The organism is Brevibacterium sp. Z349TD_9 (genome assembly GCF_056173565.1).
Genome location: NZ_CM149680.1, coordinates 1717320 through 1743805 on the forward strand (window position 1 = coordinate 1717320; position 26486 = coordinate 1743805).

The window sequence follows — 26486 nt, forward strand, 5'->3', positions numbered from 1 at the left end:
AGCAGAGCGAGGAATGAGCAATGTCGAACATCCCGATCACCGTCTGCGGCACCGTCGCGACGGCCCCACAGGCCCGGACCCTGCCGACCGGACGCCCATGTGCGTCCTTCCGGCTCGCCGTCAACCACTGGCGGGTGGACAAGCAGACCGGTGAGTTCGTCAGCGACACGACCTCGTGGTTCGGCGTCGACTGCTACGGGTCGCTGGCGAGCAACGTGGGCTCCTCGGTCACCCTGGGTATGAGCGTCGTCATCCAAGGTCACCTGCGCATCCGCGAATGGGAGTCCCAGGAGCGTTCGGGAATCGCTCCGACGATCATCGCCGATCATCTCGGTCCGGACCTCCGCTTCGGTACCGCGAACTACGTCAAGGCCCAGGGAACGGCGTCGGGGAGGCAGTCGGCCCCGGCGCAGGAGGCGGAGGGCTCCGGATCAGGGTGGGACGCACTCCCGCGCGAGAACACAGGCGCTGCCGGCCGCACAGATTCCTTCGAACGCAGCGCTGCCGGGAGTACCGACGGAGCGCGCACCGAGACCTCCCGTTACGGCACCGCGTCGTCGGGCTACAGCAACGACATTTCCGGTCACGGCACCGAGGCGCCCGGCTATGCCGCCGGTGGGTCCGCCGACGACGCCGAGGCAGGGGACAGTGTCGATGCCACGCGGGCAGGCAGGTACCCGACGTGGCAGAGCGGCGCACCCGCGGGCGGTGATGACGAATCCGCTGACGGCGATGAAGCGGTGGCAGACGACAGCGACGACTCAGCCGCGCTCGATGACGACGACTCGACCCCGAGCGAGCGCGACGACATCGCCGGTGCGACCGCCGCCGCTGCGGCACCGTTCTGAGCCCCTTTGGGCCGGACTCGACCGGCGCTCCGCCGGGACGCGCACGACAGGACAGTCGCCGGGACGCGGCGGGAGCAGCCGGCCTACCGCCGGGACTGTCGCCGGGACGGTCGACAGGACAGCCGCCGGGACGCCGACGCCGGGACGGTCGACAAGACAGTCGCCGGGAGGCAGCGGGTCCGGGCGTCGGTGACGGGAGGGGGGGCGCGATCGGCTAGAGTGGAGGAGTTCGTGTTCGTCCTCACCGAGGTGATCCATGCGTCTCGTTCCCCTCCTGGGTGTCGCAGCCCTCTCCCTCGCCCTCTCAGGGTGCTCCCTGCTCGGATTGGACGACGACGCCGCGCCGACACCCAAGAAGTCGCAGGAGAAGCCTGCCGCCGAAGTCGACAAGGTCCTCAAAGCCGTCGAGCCGCTGACCGGCGACGAAGAGAAGATCCCCTCGACGAAGGAGTTCTTCGACACGATGATCGACGCCGGATACAAGCCCGATCAGCTCGAGGCCACTCTCGACGCCTCGCCGCTGGGCAACGAGGTGCCCTCGAAGGTCTTCGGTGTGAAGACGAAGAAGGGCTGCGTGATCGGCGAGATCCGCAAGGGCAAAGCCACTGCTGAGCTCATGCCGCCGACCGAGTCGACCGGGGCGTGCCTCCTCGGCGCGGTCGATCGCCCCGAAGGCGTCGATGCTCCCAAGGGCGAACAGCGCGACCAGGACGGCGACGACAACGGCGCCGGCCACATGCCGGGGGAGAACATCACCGGTGACGACGCGGAGACGAACAGCCCCGAGCCCTCTCAGGGATCCTCGGAATCGGGCGGTTCCTCGTCCGGTGGGGGCTCGTCCTCGAGCGGTTCGGAGGGGTCGTCCGAAGGCTCCTCGGAGGGTGATTCGCCCTCGCTCGGCGGAGGCTAGACCAATTGGCACATGGGGTGCCCAACCGATAATCTGGGGCCACTATGGCCGAATTCATTTACACCATGCACAGGGCGCGCAAGGCGCACGGTGACAAAGTCATTCTCGACGACGTGTCGATGTCCTTCTACCCCGGGGCGAAGATCGGCATGGTCGGTCCCAACGGCGCCGGCAAGTCGACGATCCTCAAGATCATGGCCGGCCTCGAACAGCCCTCGAACGGCGAAGCCCGGCTGAGCCCCGGATACACGGTGGGCATCCTCATGCAGGAGCCGCCGCTCAACGAGAACAAGACCGTGCTCGGCAACGTCGAAGAGGGCGTGGGCGAGATCAAGGCCAAGCTCGACCGCTACAACGAGATCTCCGAGGAGATGGCGAATCCCGATGCGGACTTCGACTCCCTCATGGAGGAGATGGGCAAGCTCCAGGAGGCCATCGACGCCGCCGATGCGTGGGACCTCGACTCGCAGCTCGAACAGGCCATGGACGCCCTCCGGTGCCCGCCGCCGGACGCCGACGTCAGCGTCCTCTCCGGTGGTGAGCGCCGTCGCGTGGCCCTGTGCAAGCTCCTCCTCGAGAAGCCGGACCTGCTCCTCCTCGACGAGCCGACGAACCACCTCGACGCGGAGTCGGTGCTCTGGCTCGAGCAGCACCTCAAGACGTACCCCGGCGCCGTCATCGCCATCACCCACGACCGGTACTTCCTCGATCACGTCGCCGAATGGATCGCCGAGGTCGACCGCGGCCACCTCTACCCGTACGAGGGCAACTACTCGACCTACCTCGAGAAGAAGCAGGAGCGCCTGCAGGTCCAGGGCAAGAAGGACGCGAAGCTGGCCAAGCGCCTCAAGGACGAACTCGAATGGGTGCGGTCGAACCCGAAGGCGAAGCAGACGAAGTCGAAGGCACGCCTCGCCCGCTACGAGGAGATGGCAGCCGAAGCCGAGAAGACCCGCAAGCTCGACTTCGAAGAGATCCAGATCCCGGCCGGCCCCCGCCTCGGCGACATCGTCATCGAAGCGAAGGACCTCGAGAAGGGATTCGACGGTCGCCTGCTCATCGACGGTCTGAGCTTCTCGCTGCCGCGCAACGGCATCGTCGGCGTCATCGGACCCAACGGCGTCGGCAAGTCGACGCTGTTCAAGACGATCGTCGGCCTCGAAGAGCTCGACGGGGGAGACCTCAAGGTCGGCGAGACCGTGAAGATCTCCTACGTCGACCAGTCCCGCGGCGGCATCGACCCGGACAAATCGCTGTGGGAGGTCGTCTCCGACGGACTCGACTTCATCCAGGTCGGAGCCGTGGAGATGCCCTCGCGTGCCTACGTCTCCGCGTTCGGCTTCAAGGGACCCGATCAGCAGAAGAAGGCCGGCGTCCTCTCCGGCGGTGAGCGCAATCGCCTCAACCTCGCGCTCACCCTCAAGCAGGGCGGCAACCTCCTCCTCCTCGACGAGCCGACGAACGACCTCGACGTCGAGACCCTGAGCTCGCTCGAGAACGCGCTCCTCGAGTTCCCCGGCTGCGCCGTGGTCGTCTCCCACGACCGCTGGTTCCTCGACCGCGTGGCCACCCACATCCTCGCGTGGGAGGGCACCGACGAGGACCCGGCCAAGTGGTACTGGTTCGAGGGCAACTTCGAAGCGTATGAGAAGAACAAGATCGACCGCCTCGGCGAGGAGGCCGCGCGTCCTCACCGGGTCACCCACCGTCGCCTCACGCGCGACTGAGCACTCAGCCGGCGGGAGCGCACCCCGACCGGTACGGCATCGGGCCCCAGCGGAATCCGCTGGGGCCCGATCGCATACCCGGCTCCGCGTCCGTCTGCCGCGCCGGCGCTGGTCAGGTGCACCGCACCGGCGCCGAGGCGGTCAGCCGTTGCGCCTGCGCGTCCGTCGGCCGCACCGGTTCCGGGTGGTCCGTCGCCCTCAGCGGGCGAACGAGTCGAAGATCCGCCGCCACAGGCGGTGGAGGAGGCGCAGCACCCGGCGGACGGCGATCGTGCCGAGGATGCCGATGACGAGGGCGAGCAGGGCGACGACGCCGAGGTGGAGGTCCGTGCGATCGCGGAGCATGAGCAGTGCGATCGAAGTGAGAACGAGACAGAGGGCGACGTTGACGAGCCGGCTGAGAATCGAGGAGAGGATCTCGATCATCGCTGCCTTCTCGTCGCTCACGGGGCGTCCTTGACTCGGACCATGCCCTCTTGGGCGACGGTCGCAAGCAGCTCTCCGTCGTGGGAGAAGATGCGCCCGTAGCCGAGTCCGCGACCGCCCCGGGCGGCCGGGGACTCCTGGACGTAGAGCATCCAGTCGTCGACGTGGACGCGTCGATGCCACCACATCGCATGGTCGAGGCTCGCCACCCGCAGGCCCGGGCTGCCCCACGAGAGTCCGTGCCGGCGCAGCACGGGTTCGAGGAGGTTGAAGTCGCTCGCGTATGCCAAGGCTGCGGCGTTGAGCACAGGGTCATCGCCGAAGTGGGCGCTGGCACGGAACCAGATGTGCTGCTCGGGCAGCTCGGTGTCGATCGTCGTCGCACCCGGAACGCCGAAGGGCTCGACCGGGCGGATGTCGAAAGGACGCCGGTTGAGCCATTCGGTGACCTGGACGGAATCGACGGCGGCGAGGAGTTCGCGCAGGTCGGGGGAGTCCTCGGGCCCCGGGATCCCGGTGGGCATCGTCTCAGTGTGCTCGAAACCCGCCTGCTCCTCCTGGAACGAGGCGATGAGCGAGAGGATGGGCGCATCCTTCTGGTACGCGTGGACGCGCCGGGCGGAGAACGACCGGCCGTCGCGGAGGCGCTCGACACCGAACTCGATCGGCTCGGCGACATCGCCGGCGCGGAGGAAGTACCCGTGCAGGGAGTGGATGAGCCGGTCGGGCGGCAGGGTCGCGGCGGCGGCGACGATGCACTGAGCGAGAACCTGTCCGCCGAAGACCCGCCCATCGGGCTTGTACTGGCTGGGGCCGACGAAGAGGTCGGATTCCCTCGGCCCGGCATCGGAGTCGAGCCGACGCAGCTGCAGGAGTTCGTGCAGGCGTGCGACGTTCGCCTCGGCAGGTGTCGGTTGGGAATCGCTCACATGGGCCTCCATGGGCAGGGACGGGTGACAACTCCCGATCCTATCGCGGACATCGCCAGGCGATCGAAGATGGCATCATGGACACATGCACAACGGCACCACGAATCCCCTTCTCGACGATTGCACCAGGGTCCTCCTCGAACTGAGATGGGGTGACATGGACGCCTATGGGCACGTCAACAACGTCACCCAGATGCAGCTGCTCGAGGAAGCCCGCGTGCGTGCCCTCGGCTCGCCCACGCAGAGCCGCGACGCTGTCGCCGCCCCCGGTGCCGCCGAGGTGGTCTCCGGCACTCCGATGCCCGAGGTCTTCGGGGCGGCCTCGGCGACGACCGAACTCCTCGTCGCCTCGCACGCCGTCGAGTACCGCAGCCCGATCGGCTACCGTCCCGGCCCGATCGCCGTCGACCTCGTCATCAGCGATGTCAGTCCCGCCTCGGTGACCATCGGCTATGTCGTCGTCGAACCCGACGGTTCGCGGGTCTACACCGTCGCCGAGACCGTCATCGCCTTCGTCGACCGGACCACGGGACGACCCCGCCGCCTCACCGAGGAGGAGGCCGCGGAACTCTCGGGCGTCGTGCGCGAACCGGTCCGACTGCGGAGCCTGCGGCGATGACGACTCTGGAGATCGCCGATGAGATGGCGATGCGCGACCTCGTCGCGTTCACGTCCCTTGCCCACCGCCTCGACCGCGACGGGGCGATGCGCCTCCAGGTCGTCTCGTCCGTCCTCGTCGTCTCCGTCGCCCCGCTCTACCCCCACGGCATCGGCGACTCGACCCCGCTCGTGCTCGCGATGCGCATGCAGCAGCTGGCCAGCCCGGAACTCGACGGCCTCGACGAGGTCGTCCCCCTCGCCGGCCTCACCGATCGCTTCGCCCGGCAGGACGGCGGCACCGCTGTGCCGCTGCCGCCGACGACGATGCTCGTCTCCTGGGCGGGCATCTCCCCGCCCCGAGGGCCGTGGGAGAACACGGACGCCGTCACCGCGGAGCAGCTGAGGTCGGCCGCCGAGGCGGGGATCGCCGAGGTGGGGGAGGGCACCCCCGAGGGCGCGGGCTCCCATGCGGTCAAGGCCCTGCGGGCCTCGGTGTGGTCCCGGCCCATCGAGGCTGCCGGCGGCACGCCGCTGCCGAGCGGGCTCGCGTTCGCGGCCGACGGCCTGCGGTTCGTTCCGCCGGGCGCCGAGGCGGATGTCCCGGTGATGGAGAGCTCAGGATGGCTGCGCCTCGTCACCCCCGGCGGTCACCTGCTCACCCGGAAGGCGGGTTGAGGGATTCGCCCACGCGAGCGGCGGTCACCTGCTCACCCGGCGATCGCGATGATGCCGGACCTGCTCAGGCCCCGGTGCTGTTCGTATTCACCATCGCGGTGGCCGCCCGCTGGAAGTAGTCCCAGAAGAGCTCGTCGTAGAGCGGGGGCAGCGCGACCTCGTCGAGGGCCGCGCGCATGGCCCGCAGCCAGCGGTCGCGGGCGTCGAAGTCGATGGGGAACGGGAAGTGGCGCATCCGCAGCCGCGGGTGGCCGCGCTCCTCCTGGTAGGTCGTCGGCCCGCCGAAGTACTGTTCGAGGAACATCTGCAGCCGGCGCTTGGCGCCGGTGAGCTCGTGGCCCTCCGGGTACATCGCGATGAGCGGCTCATCGGCGGCGACATTGGCGTAGAAGGCGTCGACGAGGCGGGTGAACGTCTCGTGACCGCCGACCGCTGCGAAGATCGTGTCCGCGCTCGTGTCCTGGCTCATCTCCTGCTTCCCGTCCGCGGACCGTCCCCGGTGGAGGTCCCCTTCGCGCCCGCCCCGGCAGCCCCCGCGCCGGCGGCGTCGCCGGTCGATGCACCATCGTCGTCGGCGGACTCCCGGTGGGACTTCTTCTCGTGCGCGTCGGCGTCGGTGACCGAATCGTCCATCGACTTGATCCGCACGGCCTCGCTCGGGTCGGGCAGGGTGCGGAAGACCGTCTCCTGGGTGATCGGGATGTGGATGCCGCGACGGTCCATCTGCCGCTTGAGCTCGGCGCGGAAGGCGCGCGCGACCTTCCACTGCTGGTTCGGCTTCGTCTTGAGCACGGTGCGGATGACCTGCGATTCGGCCGACAGGGACTCGACGCCCCAGATCTCCGGCGGTTCGAGGATGGCGTCGGCGATCTCCGGGTCCTTCTCGATCTCCTTCGTCGTGTCCTCGATGACCGAGGCGTACGTCGCGACCGTGGTGTTGTAGGCGATGGGGATGTCGAGGACGGCCCGCGCCCAGCCCTGGGACTGGTTGCCGACGCGGAGGATCTCGCCGTTGCGCACATGCCACAGGGTGCCGTCGAGGCCGCGGACCTGGGTGGTGCGCAGTCCGACGTCCTCGACGACGCCGATCGCCTCGCCGAGGTCGACCGAGTCGCCGATCCCGTACTGGTCCTCGATGACCATGAAGAACCCGGACAGGTAGTCCTTGACCAGTGCCTGCGCGCCGAAGCCGATCGCGACACCGGCGATGCCGGCCGAGGCGAGGATCGGGCCGACGTTGAAGTTGAGTTCGCTGAGCACGATGAGGCCGGCGACGATCGCGATGACGATCGACGTCACCGAGGAGAGCATCCGCCCCACGGTCTCCGCTCGCTGCGCCCGTCTCTCCCGGATCGTCGCCTGATCGATGCCGGTGAACTGCGACTCCATCGCCGAGGTGGAGAAGCGCGAGTTCGGCTTCGAACTGTCGACGGTGCCTTTGGCCACGCTCGCGGCGAACCGTCGGATGACGATGCGCATGAGGAAGTTGAGCAGCAGGGCGCCGACGATGACGATCGTCACCCGCAGCGGGACGTCGAGGAGGAAGCTCCAGTCGATCTGCGCGGCGGAGAGCAGGGTGGTCTGCAGTGAGTCAGGTGTCATGATGCCATCGACCCTATCGGCTGTTCTTGGACAGGTCCTCAATGTCGCTGGACGTCCGCTGAGCCGCCAGCGCCCGCTCGGCATCGGCGAGGTTCTCCCGCATCAGCCGCAGCAGACCCTTCGGTGCCGCCGGGTGCTCCTCGAGCCAGGTCCGGGCCGCGGCCACGGTCTGCGCACTCGCCGGCGGGAACAGCCGCAGGGTCATCGTCTGCGCCATCTCGAGCGTGCGGGTCTCCCACCAGCCGGAGATCCGCTGGAAGTATTCGGTCGCGAAGTCCTGCAGCGGCGCCTCGGCGGGGATGAGCTCCCCGTCACCGGTCTGCAGTCCCATCGCGAACCCGGCCGCGAGCGCTCCGAGCTCCGAGTTCGGCATCTCGATCTCGTCGATCATCCGGGTGAAGGCGCTCGACTTCGCCGCCGAGGTGGCCCGAGCGGCCCGGGCCGTCGCCGCCTGCCGCTGGCCGGTGGCGCTGGGATCGACGGCGGCCATGTCCGCAATCGCCGATTCGTCGACCGCATCGTGGTTGGACAGGGCGATGAGCAGCTCCCACCTCAGATCGGTGTCGATCGTGATGCCTCCGACCTCCTGCGCGTCGAGCCACGTGCGCAGCGTCTCGATCTGCTCCTCGGACTCCGCGTGGCGGATGATCCCGCGGAAGAACTGGAACGCCTGGTCCGTGCCCGCAGGGGCTGCCTCGAAGAGCTCGCCGAGGCGGTCGGCGATGCGCGTGTGGGCTTCCGCGCGCTCGGCCGGGGGCAGGTAGGCCCCGACCGCGGTCTCGAGCTGACGCATCTGCGTGAGCAGGCCCGAGGAGTGGGTGATCGCGGCGAGGTGGCTCAGCAGCGTGTCGATGTAGTCCCGGGCAGGGATCTCTGCATCGCGCACCCCGTCCCACAGCGTGCTGAGCACGAGGAGCTGGGTGAGCGAGTCGTCGAAGTCCGACAGCCGTGCCGTCGCGGTCGCCAAGCTCTCGGCATCGAACCGGACCTTCGCATACGTGAGGTCGGCGTCGTTGACGACGATGACTGCCGGCCGGGGCACACCGACGGCCTCGGGCACGTCCGCCTCGGCGGAGTCGAGGTCGAGGGGGAAGGTGTGGGTGCGCACGAGGCGCCCCTCGCCGTTGTCGGAGTAGAAGCCGATCGCCAGGCGGTGCGGGCGCAGGGACGGCTCCGGCTGTCCTTCGATCGCCCACGGCTTCTGGGTCACCGTGAGCCGCTCGACCACCTCGGCGCCGGAGTCGGCGGAGGGACCGTAGGCCACGTCGGCTTCGATGAGGTTGACCCCGGACTCCTCGAGCCAGAGCTTCGACCATGTCGTGAGGTCGCGCCCGCTCGTCGCCTCGAGTTCGCGCAGCAGGTCGCCCAGCTCCGTGTTCGACCACGCGTGCGTGTCGAAGTAGGTCTTCAGGCCCGCGAAGAACTCGGCGCGGCCGACCCAGGCGACGAGCTGCTTGAGCACCGAGGCGCCCTTGGCGTAGGTGATGCCGTCGAAGTTGACCTCGACGTCAGCGAGGTCCTCGATGGGGGCGACGATGGGGTGGGTGCTCGGCAGCTGGTCCTGCCGGTACGCCCAGGACTTCTCGATCGTCGCGAACGTCGTCCAGGCATCGGAGTACTTCGTCGCCTCGGCCGTGGCCAGCGTCGACATGAACTCGGCGAAGGACTCGTTGAGCCACAGGTCGTTCCACCAGCGCATCGTCACGAGGTCGCCGAACCACATGTGGGCGAGCTCGTGGAGGACGGTGACCGTGCGGCGCTCGACGAGTGCCTCGGTGGGCCGGGAGCGGAAGATGTAGTTCTCGAGGATCGTCACCGCTCCGGCGTTCTCCATCGCCCCGGCATTGAACTCGGGGACGAAGAGCTGATCGTACTTCTCGAACGGGTAGGGCACCCCGAACTCGCGTTCGAAGAACTCGAAGCCCGCGCGGGTGACGGCGAAGAGGTTCTCCGCGTCGAGGTGCTCGAAGAGGGACTCACGGCAGTAGAGCCCGAGCGGCACGGGCTGTCCGTCGGAGGAGACGAGCTCGGAGTGGACGCTGCGGTAGGGGCCGGCGACGATCGCGGTGATGTAGGACGAGATCGGGGTGGTCGGGGCGAACTGCCACACGGCCATGTCCTCGGCCGCGGCCTCCTCGGCGTCGAGGTCGGAGAGGATCTCCGCAGGGTCCCCAGGGGTCGGGGTCGGAGAGTTCGAGACGACCGTCCACTGCTCCGGGGCGATGACGGTGAAGGAGAACGGCGCTTTGAGGTCGGGCTGCTCGAAGACCGGGAAGACGCGGCGAGCATCGGGGACCTCGAACTGGGAGTAGAGGTAGACCGCGTCGTCGATGGGGTCGACGAAGCGGTGCAGGCCCTCACCGGTGTTCATGTAGAAGAAGTGCGCGTCGATGACGAGTTCGTTCTCCGCGGCGAGCCCGGCGAGGGTGATGCGGGAGGGGGAGACGACCTCGCCGATCTCGAGGTCGAGCCCGTTGAGCTGGACGCGTTCGACGCTTGCGGTGATCGCGTCGATGAAGGTCTCGGATTCGGGATCGGCGGTGAACCGGATCCGGGACCGGACGCGGAAGGACTCGCCGACCCCGGTGAGGATGAGGGTGTGCTCGTAGCTCTGCACGGTGATGTGGGACGAACGCGACCTGGCTTCTTCACGGGTGAGGTTGTACTGGGGCACTGGCTGGCGACCTCCGCATCGGGTCCGGGTGTGTTTGTCGTCATTCTGTCATGGACGCCCGGTGACGCGGACCCATGGGACGGGTGGGCGCCGACTTGGTAGATTGGCCTCGGAGATCGCGGAGGCCGCTGCGGCCCCCGCCGCCGCTGAGAACGAGGAGTGAGAATGAGCAGAGAGACCCTTGACCTGTGGTTCGACACGGCGTGCCCCTGGGCGTGGATGACCTCCCGGTGGGCCCTCGAGGTCGCGAAGGTCCGCGATGTCGACGTCCGCTTCCACCCGATGAGCCTCAACATCCTCAACCGGGATCGTGAGCTGCCCGAGGACTACCGGGAGCTCATCGACCGCACCCTGGGACCGATGCGCGTGGTCACAGCGGCGATCGCCGAACACGGGGAGGAGATCGCCGAACCGCTCTACACCGCGATCGGCACCCGCATCCACCCCGGTGGGGAGAAGGACTTCGACAAGGCCGTCGCCGAGGCGCTCGCTGAGCTCGATCTTCCGGCCTCCCTGATGGACTACGCCGACCGCGACGACTACGACGCCACCCTGCAGGCCTCCCACGACGAGGCGCTCGCGCTCGTCGGCGACGACGTCGGCACCCCGGTCTGCCGGGTCGCCGGCACCGCGTTCTTCGGTCCCGTCGTCACGCCCGCTCCGAAGGGCGAGGATGCCGGTCGCCTCTTCGACGGCGTCCTCGCCGTCGCCTCGACGCCGGGCTTCTTCGAGCTCAAGCGCACCCGGGACCAGGGTCCCGTCTTCGACTGACGAGACCGCCGCCCAGGGGCGGCGCCCGTCTCCCGGGGACTCCCGGGAACCACCGCAGCCCGGACAGCCCGGGACCCGCACCCCGGCCAGGCCGGGAACGAAAGGAACATGATGAAGGTCCACCTCGGAACCGACCACGCTGGGTTCGAGTTCAAGGAGATCCTCAAGGGCCACCTCGGCGAGGCCGGCTATGAGGTCATCGACCACGGTGCGCTCGAGTACGACGCCCTCGATGACTACCCGGCGTTCTGCATCGCCGCCGCCCAGGCTGTCGTCGACGATCGGGCGGCGGGCCTCGACTCGCTCGGCGTCGTCATCGGCGGCTCCGGCAACGGGGAGCAGATGGCGGCCAACCTCGTCACCGGGGCGCGGGCGGCACTGGCCTGGAATCCGGAGATCGCCAAGCTCGCCCGCGAGCACAACGATGCGCAGATCGTCGCCGTCGGAGCCCGCCAGCATTCGGAGGCCGAGGCGCTGGCGATCGTCGACGCCTTCCTCACCACGCCGTTCTCCGGCGACGAGCGGCACTCGCGACGCATCGGCATCATGGCCGCCTACGAGGACGACGGTCAGGCCGGGCTGTGAACATCGCGGGCGCGAGGGCCGGTGTGAGGGGCCGGTCATGAGGATCGAGGGGGCGGTGCTGCGGGAGATGCGGCGCCCGCAGCCCTATGCCGACTCGCGGCCGCTGACGATCGAACCGCTCGACCTCGACGACCCGGGCCCCGGCGAGGTCCGCATCCGGCTCACCGCCGCCGGGGTCTGCCACTCCGACCTCTCCGTTGTCGACGGCAACCGCCCGCGGCCCCTGCCGATGCTCCTCGGTCACGAAGGCGCAGGCGTCGTCGAGGCCCTCGGCGAGGGGGTCGACGACCTCGAGATCGGCGAGCAGGTCGTCACGGTCTTCCTGCCCCGCTGCGGGGTGTGCGCCAACTGCCTCACCGACGGCAAGCTGCCGTGCATCCCCGGCAGCGCGACGAACGCGGCCGGCACCCTGCCCTTCGACGGACACAGGGTCCGCCTCCACGACGAGAAGGGCGCCGAGGTGCTCCACCACCTCGGCGCCTCCGTGTTCGCCACGCACGCCGTCGTCAACCGGGCCTCCCTCGTGCCCGTCGGCGACGATGTGCCCGCCCCGATCGCCGCGGTCCTCGGCTGTGCGGTGCTCACCGGCGGAGGGGCCGTGCTCAACGCGGGAGCCCCCGGACCTGAGGACGAGGTGATGATCGTCGGCCTCGGCGGGGTCGGGATGGCCGCCCTCATCACGGCGCTCTCAATCGAGACCGCCGGCGTCATCGGCGTCGATGCCAACCCCGACAAACTCGAGGCTGCGAAGGAACTCGGAGCCGTCGAGGCGTACACTCCCGAGACCCTGGGGGAGCGGAAGGCCCCGATCGTCATCGAATGCGTCGGTCATCCGCGCGCGTTCGAGACCGCATTCGCGGCCACCGCCGTCGGCGGGACGACGGTCACCGTCGGCCTGCCCTCCCCGGACGCGGAAGCCCGCATCACCCCGGTGACGCTCACCGCCGAGGCCCGCACGGTCGTCGGGTCCTACCTCGGTTCGGCCGTGCCCAGCCGGGACATCCCGATCTACGCGCAGCTGTGGCGGGAGGGGAAGCTGCCGGTCGAGGAGCTCATCTCCGACACCGTTGCGCTCTCCGAGATCAATACGGCCTTCGACGCCCTCGCCGAGGGGCGCGTCATCCGGCAGGTCATCGACTTCACCCGGTGAGTCGACCGGGCATCGACGCCACGGCGTGAGGCGGCAGGTCATCGACGTCACGCGGTGATCCGGACGGGATCATCGGGACGGCGCCGTCAGTCCGGCAGCGGGATCCGGAGGATCCGATCGTCGCCGGGGGCGGGACTGCCCCGACCGTCCGTGTTGTTCGTGAGCATCCACAGCTGTCCGTCGGGGGTGGTGACGACGTCGCGGAGGCGTCCGTACTCGCCCTCGTAGCGGGTGCGCGATTGGGAGAGGTCGGAGACAGGCACTTCGCGCAGAACCTCTCCGCGGAGGTTGGCGATGAGGATGGTCCCCTCGGTGATCGTCATTCCGCTCGGGCTCGCCTCGCCGGTCGACCACTGCTGCACCGGATCGATGTAGTCCGACCCTTCGCCCGGGTCGGCCATGCCCTCGACGTCCGGCCAGCCGTAGTTGCCGCCGGCCTCGATGATGTTGAGCTCGTCCCACGTGTTCTGCCCGAACTCGCTCGAGAACATCCGTCCGGTCTCGTCCCACGCGATGCCCTGCGGGTTGCGGTGGCCGAAGGAGTAGACCGGGGAGCCGGGAAAAGGATTGTCCTCGGGCACCGATCCGTCGGGGTCGAGGCAGAGGATCTTCCCAGACAGCGCCTCGCGGTTCTGCGCGGATTCGCGGTCGCCGGCATCGCCGGCCGTCGCGTAGAGCTTGCCGTCGGGGCCGAAGGCGATGCGCCCGCCGTTGTGGTTGCCGGCCTTCGGGATGCCGTCGAGGAGCACCTCGGGGGAGCCGAGGGCGAATGAGCCGGGTTCGCCGTCGAGGGGGAAGCGCACGATCCGGTTGTCCTCGGCCGCGGTGAAGTAGGCGTAGAGGAAGTCCTCGGCTGTCGCGAGGCCTAGCAGACCGCCCTCGCCGGAGGCGGCCACCCCGGGAACGGTCCCGACCTCGCGCGCCTGAGCGGGAACCGTCTCGGTGAGTTCGAGGATCCGCCCCGAGTCGCGTTCGCTGACGAGCGCGACGTCGCCGGCGAATGCGATCGACCAAGGGGCGGCGAGTCCCTCGACGACGGTCTCCGGTTCGGCGATGTCCGGGGCCCCCGCCGAGGCGGTCGGCTCCGCCGAAGTCGAACCCTCGGCAGGCGCCGATTCGGGGCCATACCCTCGGTCGGAGTTCGGAGTCGTGCAGGCCGACAGAACCAGGGTGAGAGCGGTGGCGAGCGCGGCGCATCGTGTCGGCGCGGTGCTGCCGGAGCGAGAGCGGGTTCTGCTCAGCGCGCCGGTGCGGGGCGGTGTCGTGGAGGTGCGCAACCGTGTCGTGGAGATGAGGGGGCGGGGAGATGCGGACGAAGGCGCCATCGCGGGTCCTTTCCCGGGTGGTCGGAACACCATTGTCGCCGATGATCCCACCGCAGGGCGAGACCCCGCATCGCGACGAAAAGAGCCGTCCGGACCCTCTGGTCCGAACGGCTCACATCGTCGGGATGACAGGATTTGAACCTGCGACCCTCTGTTCCCAAAACAGATGCGCTACCAAGCTGCGCCACATCCCGCGACGGAATCAATCTAATCACACCCGCACAGCCTCTGCCCAATGTCCGCAGCGGTGGGTGAGACACGTCACGAAAGTGCGATTTGGCGGCTGGTGAGGACCTCGGATATAGTCATACTCGCAGCACGGGGATGTAGCTCAATGGTAGAGCCTCAGTCTTCCAAACTGATGGTGCGGGTTCGATTCCCGTCATCCCCTCCAAAGTAAGATCAGCTCCAGCTCTCAACCGAGAGCTGGAGCTTTTCGTTCCTCCAGCGCAGCTTCACGTGGTACGAGGTCATGTGTGCGAACGCAGAATAATCGTTGACACTATCGGCGCCCACCGTTGAGGTCGCATAGAGCTCACGCGAAGGAGAACGGTGACGTCGAAGACGAAGAAGGCGGCTCGCCGCCAGTTTGGCTCGCTCGACACACTCAAATCCGGGCGAATCCGCGCCCGCTACCTTGCACCGGACGAGCAGCGCTATGCCCGGGACTTTCCTGATATGAAGATCGCCAGTGTCTGGCTCACTGTCGCCGAGGCTGACATCGCCTATGACAGGTGGGTGCCGCCGAGCAAGGAGTGGGAGGATACGGAAAGGGAAGCACGGGAGGCTGAACGGTTAGCAATCACAGTTGCAACATGGGTGGAGCGGTGGCTCGTTACGAATGCCGATACGTGGAAGCCCGCGACCTTGCAGACGCACACAAAGCGACTGCGACGGCATGTGGTTCCGCATCTCGGACCGAAACCGCTTGTCACAATTCCACCCCCAAGTGGGTAACGTGGTTCCGCTGATTGCGGCGACGTGCTTTACCCGGGTTTCCGCGCACCGTCAACGTGACCGTCGGTACCATACTTCGTGCCGCAGTTGCCGTGGGGATCGTCGACAGTGTTTCGCTCTTGGTTCCTAGAGCCGCATGGCACAAGAGCGTCACAGATCCCGACGGTAAGCGGCCGCATATCCTCACCGGAGCCGAGATTCAGGCCGTAGCAAAGGCAGTGCCGGACAGGCTCAAGTTCGCCGTGCTCGTGGCGGCAGTCTGCGGCCTGCGCCTAGGTGAAATTTGGGAGCTCAATCGAAACGATCCCGACCCCGATGCTGACAAAATCTATGTTCGCTGCGCCGTGCCATCCATCATCGGCGAAGGGCTGGTTGAGCACGGTCTGAAGTCGAAGCCGGGACGGCGGCGAATCGCCGTGCCGCCTTCCGTGCACGCTGTCGCCGTCGCTCACTTCAACCGCCATGCAGCTCAGGGTGCTCAGAGGGGGCTTGCGTTCCCCCGCCCTGGTTCCAACGGGTGAGTTCAGAATCATCAGAGTTCCGCGCTGACGGCAGTTGCGGCGAGCCGGGGAGAAGGTTCAGATTCTCGGCGTAGGTTGGCATCAGTTGAGGCACACACCATTGACTCGCGTCGTTCGTGCCGGGGCTATAACGGCAGATCTCTTGGCAGACGCTGGGCACGCCGACGTCCGAGTGGCAATGACGTACCTGCACGCCGCGGTCGAACGTGGACGAGGCCGCCTCTCCAGCGTCGATCAGATGGACTGATCGTAGATTCAGGGTTGTCCCGACTTCGGCGCATTTGCCGGGGCGACCGTGGTCACAGTACCTTTCGACTAATCATTCTGGGCAACTGGGATACTTGTCTTTCGCGAAAACTTGCAGGATCGGCTCAGTCCACCATCCAAGGTCAAGGGAGCAATACTCACCCGTCACGGCGTCGCTCGGCACTCGGAGCAGACGCCGATTGTCGGCCATCAGTACTGTTGCGATGTCGTTCTGTGTCTCCAGTACATATGCAGTCTGCGCACCGTTCGACGTGCTGATCGACTCTGGTGGTACCCAAGGCGTCGCCAGAGACCAGAACGCTAGTATCGTCAGCCCTCCAAGTCCGACACCTACTGGTTCGAATCGGCTGGGGGCGTCATTTTCAGTATTGGTCGTAATTTGAGGTTGATCTTTCTTGGAGGATCGACGTTCTCGCAGATGTCGAATTAGACTTAATGCGACCAAGACAATGACGATTACAGCGATTGCCAGTAGCAGCCCCACAGGTGCGATGAAACTGAGTAGAACCACTGGCCAGGTCTCCAGCAAACGCGCTGTCGACCGCTCAACCGATGAACGTCGCTTCAGATGCCGTTCGACTCTCGGCAAAACTGCAAATACGATTGCCCCGTAAAGAGGTGGCAGGACCGCGAGAAGGGTTCCTGTCAGCACATTAGCGGTTCCGCTAGCTGCAAGGATTCCGAACGCCGTGGTACTGTCCCAGCCCGCGACAGCAAGCAACTTCAGGCAGACCAGGGCTGTTGCTCCGGCACCAATGCACAGCCCGAGATGCTGTCGCCAGTCGAAAGCTGGAGGCCTGCTTGGGATCGGCGTCTCGCTACTCATGAACTCAATTATCTTCCTGCCGTCACTCAATCGTTTGGCCAAGAGAGCTGCGACCGCGTCCTCGGGCCTCCGCATAGGCAACTGTTGACGAGATTCGCCGCAGTGGTCTCGAAATAAATGTCGAAGGCAAGGTACTAACTTGTTCAGGGGCAGACCGTTTCCGGATACGAAGTTTCCTTCAGTGCACCCGTGCAAATCGAGTGCTGATTGCAACAGTCGCGATAGATGAGGGAGGCGATACCGCAACAGCGTGGCGACGCATGTGTCGAGATTCTAGCCTTCCGTCCGCTCAGCGACTTGCAGGGGTCGAGACTCGGGCAGTTCATCATTGAGGCCGCGGACGATGAGCAATCGAGCAGCACGTCTTAGTTCCGGTATGACGTGGGTCAGATTCTTCGAGTAGTGCGGGTCGAGCATATGTGCCCATCCACGGCTCCAGTTCACCTCCGTCGAATGAAGTGAACCCTGGTGGACTGTGGTCGAGCGCCACTTATACACGCGGTCGAGCTCGCGAGCGACGTGTTCGGAGACTACGAGCCGAATGGACGCTTTGTATTTCCTCGTCGCTCCTTGCACGGAGTTGCAGCACTGGCAAACCTCGGTGGTAAAGAGTGTGTTGCCAATCGCTTCGATGGCGGCAACGTAGCATACGGCAGACAGAGAAGGATGACGTGCACCGACGTACTCGCCTTCGAGAAACATATCGAGAGCCGAAGTGAGTTCCTTCTTTGCAGCTGGGGACCACGCATCGTCTAACCAGTTAGGCACCGGATGTGCCTGCCACTTCTCCACAGGCGGTGCTTCTTGAACGAGCCGCATTCCTGGCCGGTTTCTGTACTGGGACGGTCCCTGATCGTATTGCGGCATCGGGGCAACCGCTATCTCATACGGAACGTCCCAGGCAACAGCAAGCAACCCGCACAAGCGGCGCAGCTCTCGGCCTGCTCGGCTGATCGCACTCTCGATCGACGACGCGTTTGTACGTCCCGTTACCCAAATGGGTCGAGAGACTTGCATCTTGTAGCCCGACGACATCGAGTTGCCAGAATCGTAATGGTAGACAAGATCCGTGAAGTCGGTGTCCGTGGCGCGCAGCGTCATCGTCCCGATTTGCATCGGGCTTTCAAGTCGGGACGGATGACTGAGCATTCTCGGCGTTTGTGTCAACAGGGCCGACCATTCGAAGTCAGACGCTTCCGCAGCAGCGCGCTGGCACGCCTGCTGCACTGACTTCAACAACGTGTTGATGAGGTTGTCGTCGATGGGTTCGTCGCCGACTACATAGAACTGACTGCGGGTGCTTTCCTGCTCCACGAGTAGTCCGAGCCGACTGCGGTGCTCACGATCGGAGCGAATGGTGCCGAGATCGATGAACGTCCCTCCGAAGTCGCTGGAGCGAGTACTCGAACAGAGAGAAACGTCAGGGTAGGCCTTCGACAGTGCGGCCTCCAACTGGGCGATCCACGCATCAGCGTGTGTGGTGAAGTCCAGCTTCGATGAGGTGAGCTTGTGTTCGTGGGCAAAGGTGGTCATGGCATGATTCTCCGTCATGTTCAAACGTGTTCTCTGATGAGCCAGAGAATCGTATCTGAGCCGATAACCGCCGCTACGGGCTTGGAGCTACGTTGTCGTGCGGGTTCGCTGTTCCCGGAGGTGGCCAAAGCGCCGCGAGCAGACCTACGACTGCGTGCCTGGCGTGCAGGCCGCGTAGTCTCTCCCGTTACTTAAATGATTCCCTAGGAACCTCTACCGGCGCGGTATCGGTAGACGATTTCACCAGTAGTCCGACGACTGTTCTCAAACCGTCGGGCTCACTTGCTCGTGATCGAGGGTAGGAACGGTTGGATTTATTTTCTCGCAGGAGACGTTCTCCTTACCCTCCCCTGGGACCGGAGCCTCCGCCAGACCCGGGCGACACAAATCGTGCACAGCGGCGAACGAGCACCAGGCGGTGCTGGAGCATGGTGACCAGCTTCCGGCTAGCCGAGACCACGCCGGTCATGATCGCTATCATAACCGTGCGAGCGAGTTGCGTAGCGCGAGGACGCACCTCGACCAGTCCGGACAAGTTTCCCCAGTGCCCGTGCAGAATAGCGGCACTTGTCGTCTCCGCCTGCACATCGCTCGTACTAGAGGTTTCCAGGGGAACTTCGATGTCCTCACTGCGCTCAGAGTCAGCGGCGGGGATAAGGCTCACATCATCCCGTGGCTTCTCCATCATCCGCGTCTCCCCGTTCTCGCTGATGGGGGTATGGTGTTCCGCAGCTCGCCACTGGTCCAGTAGGTCCTCCGGTGCGGCTTGAGACATCGACGTGACGTGCGGACGCAACGCGAGCATCCTGGCAGCGATTCGGCCCGCATTGGCGCGTGCCGTCGCCCCTTCCAGTCCGATCCTTGCCGCGATGTGGGCCGCCGCAGCCCGTGTCGTTCGCGTCGTTACCGGACCCGGCACGGCGGACGCCGCCGCGATCGCGGCCTGAGTCTCCGCCCACGGGTCCAGCCTCACGCGCGCCTCGGTCGAGTCGCCCGCCGCACCGATCTCCGCTCCGTGGCGGGCCACCGCCGTCAGCGGCCAGTCCTTCCCCTTACTTGTCGGCGGTAAGACCTCGTCGTTCTGGCCGAAATAGACGCCGAGGGCGGCGATACCGACAGGGTAGTCAGGGTCTATGAGGCTGGAATGGACGGCATCGGGGTCCGGGCCGCGTGAGACGTCGTACAGGCTCGCCAGATCGTCCCACGTGTCGCGGATCGTCGGCACGAGCGCCGCCGCGACCGCGATCTGAAGGTGGGGTCGGGCCGTCCAGGCGGCGGTGCCAAGCTGGCTTATCGGTACAGTGATCGTGCCGACCATCCGCCCCCACGGACCAGGGAGTGCGCGGATACTTGTCACGAGGTCCTGGAGCGCGAGCAGAGCCGCACCCGTCCGTGAGGCTCCAGATCCCGCCGGGAGCGTCGGGGACAGGGCGAGGAAGGTTGTCGTCACGCCGTCGGCTGCCTGCTGCATCACGAGCAAAGCGAGACTTGCCACCATGTCACGTCGTCTAATGTGTGAGCCGTGCCAGCCGTCGAGTGGGTCGCGCGGGGTCCGGCTCGGAAAAAGCGACCACGGACACCCGCCCCCCCAAGGGCCGCAGGCCTGTGGAGGTTGCAGTGAGCGCGCATGTAGAACGACAAAAAGTCCTCAGCTCCGCGCGACATGCGCACGCCAGCGGGGACCCGCTGGGGTGCTGGGCCATCGGGTCGTGTCGCGGGTGACACAGAGCCGGGAGCGCCCGTAGACTCAGACATGAGTGATATTCCGAATGGCTCCCGCCAGGCCTGAGAAACCTGGGTCCACGGGGGCCGCTTTTCTCATGCTCGCACGCCCGCGACCCTCACGCGAGCATTGACTCTTGACGCAGCAGCCTGTGTCTGGCAGGTGAAGTGTGCTGATGTAGATGTTCTTCGGGGGTTTTCGGTCATCCGGTTCCATGACACGCGGACAGGCTGTAACCTGGTTGTGGTCACATATGGGTCACGGACCCTGTGAGAGCAGCATTTAGCCTGATCAGAGGGCATGTGGGAGCAGGTCCCGTCATCCCCTCCACCGCCGGTCGGACCACCTGGTCCGGCCGGTTTCTGCATTCCCGGACGCTCTGCTCTGGTCCGCCGATGCTTCCGCGCGATAGTCTGACCCCCACCCCGGTCACTCGTCGCGGCGGCCCGTGCCGAGCCCGTCGTCTCCTGCAGAGAGGCATCCATGGCCCCCGGATCCGCCCAGCGTCCCCTTGCGCGCCGCCGCCTGCTCACCGGGGCCCTCACCGGAGCCGGGCTCTTCGGCATCGGACTCGCCGCCCCGGGGCTGCCTGCCCGGATCGAGTCCCTGAAGAAGTCCGATCCCGTCCGCTCGGTGGCCGCCGCCTACGTCTCCGACTCCGAACGCGCCGCCCTCTCCTCTGCGGCCGCCCGCGACCTGCCGCCGCGCTCCCGGGTCCTGCCGGGAACCGGCACCCGTGCGGCCGCCGAACGCGAACGTGACTTTCTCGCCGTCGCCGTGCCGTGGCTCGCGAAGGTTCCCGAGCGCCTCGTCGACCTCGCCGTCTCCGCGCTCCTCGACCTCTGGATCCTCAGCGACGACCTGCCCGGACCGGTGGCGAGCTGGTCAGGGGCGTGGCGCTACATCTGGCCGCGCGACACGGCGTTCGTCGCCGCCGCCCTTGCCGCAGTCGGACACGCGGAGCTCGCGTGGGGCCAGCTGCGCCACCTCCAGGCCCTCCAGGGTGAGGACGGATGGTTCGCCGCCCGCTACGACCCGGAGACCGGGTCCGTCCCCGACGACCGTGCGCCCCAGCTCGATGCCGTCGGTCTCGTCCTCTGGTCCATCGCCGAGGTGGGCGCCGCCTCAGAACCCGAAACGCCCGCACCGGCGCCGGCGCGCTCACTCTCCGAGCTCGAGCCGATGATCGACCGCTCGGCCGCGCTGCTCGACGAGCTCACCGGCAGCGGTCGCACCCTGCCACCCGTCTCACCCGACTACTGGGAGGTCGGGGAGGGCCGGATCACCCTCGGCATCGCCGCGCCCACCCTCATCGGACTCCGCGCTCTCACCTCCCTCGGTGACGCGGGCACGGCCGAGCGCCTCGGCGAGAGGACAGCGGTCGCGGAAGCGTTCACGGAGACGTTCGCCCGCACCTTCGGCGCCGGAGGACTGCAGCGCTATCCGAGCTCCGGCGGTTTCGACTCCGCGGCGGCCTACCTGCCTGCGTCGGGGATGGGACCCGACCTCGTCGATGCCGCGGCTCTCGACCGGATGGGCGAACGGCTGCGGCAGCCCGCCGGTGGCATCCGTCCGGGGACCGGCTGGATCCTCGACGACGCGAGCTGGACCCCGTCAACTTCTCTGCTCGCCCTCGGGTACGCCCGCCTGGGGGAGAGTGCCCGCGCTGAGGCGGTCCTCGACTGGCTCGCCGGCCATCGGACCGCGTCCGGTTCGCTGCCGGAGAAGGTCGACGGTGAGGGGACACCGGTCTCCGTGGCACCGCTGGCATGGACGGCCGCGAACGTCGTCCTCGCCCTCGACGCACTCCGCGGCTGAGTGGGCTGTCCGCACCGGCGATTGCGCCGGGCGCGAACCCGGGTCCGGCCGCCTCGGCGGGTTTCGTGTTTTGGCGCTCGGGTCAAGTAGGATGGGTGACTGCATTGCGCGGACATGGTCCATGTCCGTCCACTCACCGGTCCCATGGCCCTGCAGGGTCGTGCCGACCCCGAGCATGACTGTCGATTCTGAAAGGTCACACTGTGAAGAGCTCCGTCGAGCAACTCGACCCGACCCGGGTCAAGATCAGCGTGGAAGTCCCTTACGCCGAACTCAAGCCGAGCGTCGACGAGGCCTACAAGACCATCGGTGCCCAGGTCACCGTTCCCGGTTTCCGGCAGGGCAAGATCCCCGCTCGCATCATCGACCAGCGCATCGGACGCCCGACGGTGATCCAGGAAGCGATCAACAACGGACTCGACGGCTTCTACCGTGACGCGGTGGAGGAGAACGACCTCAAGCCGCTCGGCCAGCCCGAGGTCGAGATCTCCGAGGTCCCCGGCCTCGACGGCACCGAGGACGGCGACCTCGTCTTCACCGTCGACGTCGACGTCCGCCCCGAGATCACCCTGCCCGCCTACGACTCGATCACCGTCGAGGTCGACCCCATCGAGGTCACCGACGCCGACGTCGAGAACGAGCTCGAGCAGCTGCGCTCGCGCTTCGGCACCCTCACCGCTGTCGACCGCCCGGCCGCCAAGGACGACTTCGTCACCCTCGACCTCGTCGCGAAGATCGACGACGAGGAGATCGACTCGGCCTCCGACATCTCCTACCAGGTCGGCGCCGGCACCATGCTCGAGGGCATGGACGAGGCCCTCGAAGGCCTCTCCGCCGAGGAGTCGACGACGTTCGAGACGACGTTCGCCGGTGGCGAGCACGAAGGCGAGTCCGGTGCTGTGACCGTCACCCTCAAGGCCGTCAAGGAGCGCGAGCTGCCTGAGGCCGACGATGATTTCGCCCAGCTCGCCAGCGAGTTCGACACGATCGACGAACTCCGTGAGGACCTCAAGGTCCAGGCCGGCAAGCAGAAGGAGTTCGCCCAGGGTGCCGAGGCCCGTGACAAGGTCCTCGAAGCGATCATCGCCGCCGTCGACGTGCCGGTCCCGGCCAAGATCGTCGCCGACGAGGTCGAGCGCCACCTCGAGTCCGAGAACCGGGTCGACGACGACGAGCACCGCGCCGAGGTCACCGAGGAGACCGAGCGCAACCTGCGCACGCAGTTCGTCCTCGACGCCATCGCCGAAGCCGAGAACGTCGAGGTCACCCAGCCCGAGCTCATCGAATACCTCATCTCCGCCTCGCAGCAGTACGGGATGAACCCGAACGAGTTCGCGCAGATGCTCGACAACTCCGGCCAGGTCAACGCCCTCGTCGGCGAGGTCTCCCGGCGCAAGGCCCTCGCGGCGGCACTGGCCGGCGCGGTCGTCAAGGACACCGACGGCAACGTCGTCGACATGGAGGAGTTCACCACTCCCGCCGAGGAGTCCGCTGACGACGCAGCCGACGACGAGGCACCTGCCGCAGACGAGGCGGACGACGCTGAGCAGAAGTGACCACTGACCGCCTCGGCGAGTGAGTGCGACGGCGGGCACGGGGAGACCCGGGCCCGCCGTTTCGTCATTCACACCCCTCGCCGAGGCGGCGGAGTCCCCGCGCACCCCGGATCACCCCCGTATCACGCTGAGGGCGAACACGGGTGAGCGGGGGGACTAAAAGGGACTGCCGACCAGTTAGAGTCCATAGCAACCGATCACGACCAATCAGGAGAGAAACGTGAGCGCACACGACATGACAGCGCCCGTCGGCCTCGACGCCGGTGGGGGCATGGGCCTCGACGACCACATCTTCAACCGTCTGCTCAAGGAGCGGATCATCTGGCTGGGCTCGGAAGTGCGTGACTCCAACGCCAACGCGATCTGCGCGCAGATGATGCTGCTGGCAGCCGAGGATCCCGACTCCGACATCTGGCTCTACATCAACTCGCCCGGCGGCTCGGTGACTGCGGGCATGGCGATCTACGACACCATGCAGTACATCAAGCCCGACGTCGCGACCGTCGCGATGGGCATGGCTGCCTCGATGGGTCAGTTCCTGCTCTCCTCCGGCGCCAAGGGCAAGCGGTACGCGACCCCGCACGCGCGCATCCTCATGCACCAGCCGCTCGGCGGCATCGGAGGAACGGCCACGGACATCAAGATCCAGGCCGAGCTCATCCTCCACATGAAGAAGCAGATGGCTGAGCTCACCGCCGAGCAGACGGGCAAGTCGCTCGAGCAGATCCTCAAAGACAACGACCGCGACCACTGGTTCACCGCCGAGGAGGCCCTCGAATACGGCTTCATCGACGATGTCGTGACCCAGTCGTCCGAAGTCACCGACAACTGACGGGAAGACAGGGAAGAATGAACTCGATGAATCTCATGCCAGGCGGGGCCGCGGGCCAGATGCCGGTTTCACGGTACGTCATGCCCCAGTTCGAGGAGCGCACGCCCTACGGCTTCAAGCGCCAGGACCCGTACACCAAGCTGTTCGAGGATCGCGTGATCTTCCTCGGCGTGCAGGTCGACGACACGAGCGCCGATGACATCATGGCGCAGCTGCTCGTCCTCGAATCGCAGGACCCCGACCGCGACATCACCCTCTACATCAACTCGCCGGGCGGCTCGTTCACCGCGCTCACCGCGATCTACGACACGATGCAGTACATCAAGCCGGAGATCCAGACGGTGTGCCTCGGCCAGGCAGCCTCGGCCGCGGCAGTGCTGCTCGCCGCGGGCACCCCGGGCAAGCGCCTCGCTCTGCCCAACGCCCGCGTCCTCATCCACCAGCCCTCGATGCAGGGCCAGGGACAGGGGCAGGCCTCGGACATCGAGATCCAGGCCGCCGAGGTGCTGCGGATGCGCCAGTGGCTCGAGCAGACGCTCGCGAACCACTCGAACAAGACGGCCGAGCAGGTCTCGAACGACATCGAACGCGACCTCTTCCTCACCGCCGAGCAGGCGAAGGACTACGGTCTCGTCGACCAGGTGCTCACCTCCCGCAAGGGAGTCTGATTCCCCGCAGGGGAGTCTGACCTCCCGCCGGGGAGTCCGAGCGCTCTCGCAGCGGGCCCGGGCGATCACTGATCGCCCGGGCCCGTTCGTCGTCCGCGCACGGTCGGACCATACGGTCCGACCAGGCGTGTCGGCCCCGGGCGCCCGAGATGTGACGACACACCGTGTGACACCGCGCAGGGACTGTGTCAGTGTCATGTGGGAAGCTATTGAGGTACAGGAAACACGAGCGGTAGAGTTGGGGCCAAGTGCCCTGGCGAAAGGTTGTGACAGTGGCTCGCAGTGCGGACGGAGCAGATCTGCTCAAATGCAACTTCTGTGGCAAATCACAGAAGCAGGTTCGGAAGCTCATCGCCGGACCTGGGGTGTACATCTGCGATGAATGCATCGGCCTGTGCAACGAGATCATCGAAGAGGAGCTGAGCGAGTCGACGGCCGACCATGCCGAGCTCGAACTGCCCAAGCCGCGGGAGATCTTCGACTTCCTCCACGAGTACGTCGTCGGACAGGATCCGGCGAAGAAGGCCCTCTCGGTCGCCGTGTACAACCACTACAAGCGCATCCGCGCCCTCCAGGGCAGTGACGATGCGAAGACGCTCGGGTCGTCCGAGTCCGACGTCGAGATCTCGAAGTCGAACATCCTCCTCGTCGGGCCCACCGGCTCCGGCAAGACCTATCTCGCCCAGACCCTGGCCAAGCGCCTTAACGTCCCCTTCGCCGTCGCCGACGCGACCGCCCTGACCGAAGCCGGCTACGTCGGCGAGGACGTCGAGAACATCCTCCTCAAGCTCATCCAGGCCGCGGACTTCGACATCCAGCGCGCCGAGCACGGCATCATCTACATCGACGAGATCGACAAGATCGCCCGCAAGTCCGAGAACCCGTCGATCACCCGTGACGTCTCCGGTGAGGGTGTGCAGCAGGCGCTGCTGAAGATCCTCGAGGGCACGCAGGCCTCCGTGCCGCCGCAGGGCGGGCGCAAGCACCCGCACCAGGACTTCCTCCAGATCGACACGACGAACGTCCTCTTCATCGTCGCCGGTGCCTTCGCCGGGATGGAGGAGATCGTCGCCGGACGCAAGGGCAAGCACGGCATCGGCTTCGGAGCGCTGCTCCAGTCGAAGAACGATGACGAGGACCTCTACGCGGACATCCTGCCCGAGGATCTCCTCAAGTTCGGCCTCATCCCCGAGTTCATCGGCCGCCTTCCGGTCCTCGCCACGGTCTCCAACCTCGACCGTGAAGCTCTCATGTCGATCCTCACCGAGCCGAAGAACGCCCTGGTCAAGCAGTACCAGCGGATGTTCGAGTTCGACAACGTCGAGCTCAGCTTCGAGACCGAGGCCCTCGAGGCGATCGCCGACCTCGCGCTCCTGCGCGGCACGGGTGCGCGCGGACTGCGCTCGATCATGGAAGAGGTCCTCCAGCCGATCATGTTCGACGTGCCCTCCCGTGAGGACGTCGCCGAGGTGGTCGTGACCAAGGATGTCGTCGAGAGCAATGTCGCCCCCACCCTCGTTCCTCGGGAAGAGACGCGGACGCGCAAGAAATCTGCCTGAGCGT

The 26486-nt window shown here is 66.7% G+C and carries 24 protein-coding genes and 2 tRNA genes; 16 read left to right on the forward strand and 10 right to left on the reverse strand.

Features of this window, described 5'->3' with window-relative positions:
* Window positions 1-20: 20 nt before the first annotated feature.
* The 3 genes from AC0VYB_RS07775 to ettA all read left to right on the forward strand — a co-directional run bounded on the left by AC0VYB_RS07775 (window position 21) and on the right by ettA (window position 3485).
* Complete coding sequence (locus AC0VYB_RS07775) at window positions 21-848, forward strand: single-stranded DNA-binding protein (protein WP_119296294.1); 828 nt, start codon at window positions 21-23, stop codon at window positions 846-848.
* Window positions 849-1104: 256 nt separating this feature from the next.
* On the forward strand, window positions 1105-1758 hold the full coding sequence (locus tag AC0VYB_RS07780; RefSeq protein ID WP_119296293.1) for a DUF6993 domain-containing protein: 654 nt from the start codon (window positions 1105-1107) through the stop codon (window positions 1756-1758).
* Window positions 1759-1802: 44 nt separating this feature from the next.
* Window positions 1803-3485, forward strand: a complete 1683-nt coding sequence (ettA, locus tag AC0VYB_RS07785; protein WP_119296292.1) for an energy-dependent translational throttle protein EttA — start codon at window positions 1803-1805, stop codon at window positions 3483-3485.
* 198 nt (window positions 3486-3683) lie between these two features.
* Here ettA and AC0VYB_RS07790 read toward each other — a convergent pair whose 3' ends face one another.
* Both AC0VYB_RS07790 and AC0VYB_RS07795 read right to left on the reverse strand, forming a co-directional pair.
* Window positions 3684-3932 carry a hypothetical protein gene (locus tag AC0VYB_RS07790; RefSeq protein WP_119296291.1) on the reverse strand — a complete coding sequence of 83 codons (249 nt, stop codon included), beginning with the start codon at window positions 3930-3932 and terminating at the stop codon, window positions 3684-3686.
* Window positions 3929-4840: an acyl-CoA thioesterase gene (locus tag AC0VYB_RS07795; protein WP_119296338.1), complete on the reverse strand. Its 912-nt coding sequence runs from the start codon at window positions 4838-4840 to the stop codon at window positions 3929-3931. The genes AC0VYB_RS07790 and AC0VYB_RS07795 overlap by 4 nt, the downstream gene beginning before the upstream one ends.
* 85 nt (window positions 4841-4925) lie before the next feature.
* On the opposite strand from AC0VYB_RS07795, the gene AC0VYB_RS07800 reads away from it, so the two are divergent.
* Both AC0VYB_RS07800 and AC0VYB_RS07805 read left to right on the forward strand, forming a co-directional pair.
* Window positions 4926-5459, forward strand: a complete 534-nt coding sequence (locus AC0VYB_RS07800) for an acyl-CoA thioesterase (RefSeq protein WP_119296290.1) — start codon at window positions 4926-4928, stop codon at window positions 5457-5459.
* Window positions 5456-6115, forward strand: a complete 660-nt coding sequence (locus AC0VYB_RS07805; protein WP_119296289.1) for a DUF8185 domain-containing protein — start codon at window positions 5456-5458, stop codon at window positions 6113-6115. The genes AC0VYB_RS07800 and AC0VYB_RS07805 overlap by 4 nt, the downstream gene beginning before the upstream one ends.
* Before the next feature lie 64 nt (window positions 6116-6179).
* Here AC0VYB_RS07805 and AC0VYB_RS07810 read toward each other — a convergent pair whose 3' ends face one another.
* Genes AC0VYB_RS07810 through pepN form a run of 3 tightly spaced genes read right to left on the reverse strand, consistent with a single transcriptional unit; the run spans window position 6180 to window position 10391 of the window.
* The gene (locus AC0VYB_RS07810) at window positions 6180-6584 is read right to left on the reverse strand and encodes a globin (RefSeq protein WP_119296288.1); all 405 of its coding nucleotides are present in this window, start codon (window positions 6582-6584) and stop codon (window positions 6180-6182) included.
* The gene (locus tag AC0VYB_RS07815; RefSeq protein WP_119296287.1) at window positions 6581-7717 is read right to left on the reverse strand and encodes a mechanosensitive ion channel family protein; all 1137 of its coding nucleotides are present in this window, start codon (window positions 7715-7717) and stop codon (window positions 6581-6583) included. The genes AC0VYB_RS07810 and AC0VYB_RS07815 overlap by 4 nt, the downstream gene beginning before the upstream one ends.
* Window positions 7718-7730: 13 nt before the next feature.
* On the reverse strand, window positions 7731-10391 hold the full coding sequence (gene pepN, locus AC0VYB_RS07820; protein WP_475385117.1) for an aminopeptidase N: 2661 nt from the start codon (window positions 10389-10391) through the stop codon (window positions 7731-7733).
* Between the two features lie 165 nt (window positions 10392-10556).
* Here pepN and AC0VYB_RS07825 point away from each other — a divergent pair, with 165 nt between their 5' ends.
* The 3 genes from AC0VYB_RS07825 (at window position 10557) to AC0VYB_RS07835 (ending at window position 12897) form a co-directional block, all read left to right on the forward strand.
* Window positions 10557-11162, forward strand: a complete 606-nt coding sequence (locus tag AC0VYB_RS07825; protein WP_009375375.1) for a mycothiol-dependent nitroreductase Rv2466c family protein — start codon at window positions 10557-10559, stop codon at window positions 11160-11162.
* 111 nt (window positions 11163-11273) lie between these two features.
* The gene (locus tag AC0VYB_RS07830) at window positions 11274-11747 is read left to right on the forward strand and encodes a ribose-5-phosphate isomerase (protein WP_009375377.1); all 474 of its coding nucleotides are present in this window, start codon (window positions 11274-11276) and stop codon (window positions 11745-11747) included.
* Between the two features lie 37 nt (window positions 11748-11784).
* Window positions 11785-12897, forward strand: a complete 1113-nt coding sequence (locus AC0VYB_RS07835) for an alcohol dehydrogenase catalytic domain-containing protein (protein ID WP_009375379.1) — start codon at window positions 11785-11787, stop codon at window positions 12895-12897.
* 86 nt (window positions 12898-12983) lie between these two features.
* Here the strand turns inward: AC0VYB_RS07835 and AC0VYB_RS07840 are convergent, their stop codons facing one another.
* Both AC0VYB_RS07840 and AC0VYB_RS07845 read right to left on the reverse strand, forming a co-directional pair.
* Window positions 12984-14222, reverse strand: coding sequence for a PQQ-dependent sugar dehydrogenase (locus AC0VYB_RS07840; RefSeq protein ID WP_475385118.1), 1239 nt, complete (start codon window positions 14220-14222; stop codon window positions 12984-12986).
* Between the two features lie 120 nt (window positions 14223-14342).
* A tRNA-Pro gene (locus tag AC0VYB_RS07845) sits at window positions 14343-14416 on the reverse strand.
* 126 nt (window positions 14417-14542) lie between these two features.
* Between AC0VYB_RS07845 and AC0VYB_RS07850 the strand changes: the two genes are divergently transcribed.
* The 3 genes from AC0VYB_RS07850 (at window position 14543) to AC0VYB_RS07860 (ending at window position 15700) form a co-directional block, all read left to right on the forward strand.
* Window positions 14543-14616: transfer RNA gene (locus AC0VYB_RS07850), tRNA-Gly, on the forward strand.
* Window positions 14617-14774: 158 nt separating this feature from the next.
* The gene (locus AC0VYB_RS07855) at window positions 14775-15179 is read left to right on the forward strand and encodes a tyrosine-type recombinase/integrase (RefSeq protein WP_144589600.1); all 405 of its coding nucleotides are present in this window, start codon (window positions 14775-14777) and stop codon (window positions 15177-15179) included.
* Between the two features lie 92 nt (window positions 15180-15271).
* Window positions 15272-15700 carry a site-specific integrase gene (locus AC0VYB_RS07860; RefSeq protein WP_475385119.1) on the forward strand — a complete coding sequence of 143 codons (429 nt, stop codon included), beginning with the start codon at window positions 15272-15274 and terminating at the stop codon, window positions 15698-15700.
* Window positions 15701-16019: 319 nt separating this feature from the next.
* On the opposite strand, the gene AC0VYB_RS07865 is transcribed toward AC0VYB_RS07860, so the two are convergent.
* The 3 genes from AC0VYB_RS07865 to AC0VYB_RS07875 all read right to left on the reverse strand — a co-directional run bounded on the left by AC0VYB_RS07865 (window position 16020) and on the right by AC0VYB_RS07875 (window position 19824).
* Window positions 16020-16793 (reverse strand): hypothetical protein, encoded by a 774-nt coding sequence (locus AC0VYB_RS07865; protein WP_366231747.1) that lies wholly within the window; start codon window positions 16791-16793, stop codon window positions 16020-16022.
* A 273-nt stretch (window positions 16794-17066) separates the two neighbouring features.
* A complete protein-coding gene (locus AC0VYB_RS07870; RefSeq protein WP_259801710.1) occupies window positions 17067-18326 on the reverse strand; it encodes a hypothetical protein in 1260 nt (419 codons plus the stop codon).
* Window positions 18327-18666: 340 nt separating this feature from the next.
* Entirely contained in the window at window positions 18667-19824 is a 1158-nt protein-coding gene (locus AC0VYB_RS07875; RefSeq protein WP_259801709.1) for a hypothetical protein, read from the reverse strand.
* Window positions 19825-20532: 708 nt separating this feature from the next.
* On the opposite strand from AC0VYB_RS07875, the gene AC0VYB_RS07880 reads away from it, so the two are divergent.
* The 5 genes from AC0VYB_RS07880 (at window position 20533) to clpX (ending at window position 26482) form a co-directional block, all read left to right on the forward strand.
* Window positions 20533-21867 (forward strand): glycoside hydrolase family 15 protein, encoded by a 1335-nt coding sequence (locus AC0VYB_RS07880; RefSeq protein ID WP_259801708.1) that lies wholly within the window; start codon window positions 20533-20535, stop codon window positions 21865-21867.
* A gap of 203 nt (window positions 21868-22070) precedes the next feature.
* Window positions 22071-23423: a trigger factor gene (tig, locus tag AC0VYB_RS07885; protein WP_009375385.1), complete on the forward strand. Its 1353-nt coding sequence runs from the start codon at window positions 22071-22073 to the stop codon at window positions 23421-23423.
* A 235-nt stretch (window positions 23424-23658) separates the two neighbouring features.
* Window positions 23659-24255, forward strand: coding sequence for an ATP-dependent Clp protease proteolytic subunit (locus AC0VYB_RS07890; RefSeq protein ID WP_009375387.1), 597 nt, complete (start codon window positions 23659-23661; stop codon window positions 24253-24255).
* A 26-nt stretch (window positions 24256-24281) separates the two neighbouring features.
* Window positions 24282-24923: an ATP-dependent Clp protease proteolytic subunit gene (locus AC0VYB_RS07895; protein ID WP_040340976.1), complete on the forward strand. Its 642-nt coding sequence runs from the start codon at window positions 24282-24284 to the stop codon at window positions 24921-24923.
* Window positions 24924-25195: 272 nt separating this feature from the next.
* Window positions 25196-26482, forward strand: a complete 1287-nt coding sequence (gene clpX, locus AC0VYB_RS07900) for an ATP-dependent Clp protease ATP-binding subunit ClpX (protein ID WP_095375857.1) — start codon at window positions 25196-25198, stop codon at window positions 26480-26482.
* The last annotated feature ends 4 nt before the right edge of the window (window positions 26483-26486 follow it).